The organism is Burkholderia sp. E168m23 (assembly GCF_016586125.1).
Lineage (GTDB): Bacteria > Pseudomonadota > Gammaproteobacteria > Burkholderiales > Burkholderiaceae > Burkholderia > Burkholderia orbicola.
Map to the genome: position 1 here is coordinate 1 of NZ_BCPP01001594.1, position 758 is coordinate 758.

Here is a 758-nt window from a genome sequence, read left to right on the forward strand (position 1 = left end):
ATGGCGGAGATCAACATGACGCCGCTGATCGACGTGATGCTCGTGCTGCTCGTCATCTTCATCATCACCGCACCGCTGATGACGCACGCGATCCGGCTCGACCTGCCGAAGGTCGCGGCGAGTGTCGCGCGCGACACGCCGCAATCCGTCACCCTGTCGATCGACGACGCGGGCAAGCTCTACTGGGACGACACACCGGTGGCGCTCGACGCGCTGCCCGCGCGGTTCAAGGCCGCCGCCGCGGGCGCCGCGCCGCCCGAGCTGCGGCTGCGTGCGTCGCGCGCGACGCGCTACGACGTGATCGCGCAGGTGATGGGCGCCGCGCAGGCCGCGGGCCTCACGCGGATCGGCTTCGTGACCGACGTGCCGCCGGCGGGTGCTGCGGCGCCCGCCGCCGCCGGCGCGAAACCCTGACGCGCCGCCGGGCCGCCGCGCCAATCGTCAGGCAAGTTCCCGCCCGTCGCGGGGGCGGGCCGCACGCCGCAAGACCGGCCGGATGCGCCGGCGCTGACGGTATAATCATTGTTTTTCCCGGCTGGCAGGTTTTTTTCCAGGTAACCCGGCATTTTCCAGGCAACCCGGAAAATATCCGGACACCCCGAACAGGTCCCGCCACAGCGAACCTGCAGCGCCGCCGGGCCAGCACGATTTTCGATCCAATCCTGCGCGCGAGCCGTCGCGCCGCTTAAAGCCTAGCCCGAACCACACCATGCACGAGAGATACGTACCCGCCGACGTCGAAGCCGCCGCCCAGGGCG

Annotated in this window: 2 protein-coding genes; one reads left to right on the forward strand and one right to left on the reverse strand. The window is 70.2% G+C overall.

Going from position 1 to position 758, the window contains the following annotated elements; all coding sequences use genetic code 11:
• A partial coding sequence (locus tag JMF90_RS39095; RefSeq protein ID WP_201326551.1) for a biopolymer transporter ExbD occupies positions 1 to 414 on the forward strand: 414 nt, incomplete at its 5' end.
• Between the two features lie 105 nt (positions 415 to 519).
• Here the strand turns inward: JMF90_RS39095 and JMF90_RS40540 are convergent.
• On the reverse strand, positions 520 to 758 hold a 239-nt coding region (locus tag JMF90_RS40540), incomplete at its 5' end, for a hypothetical protein (protein WP_236598155.1).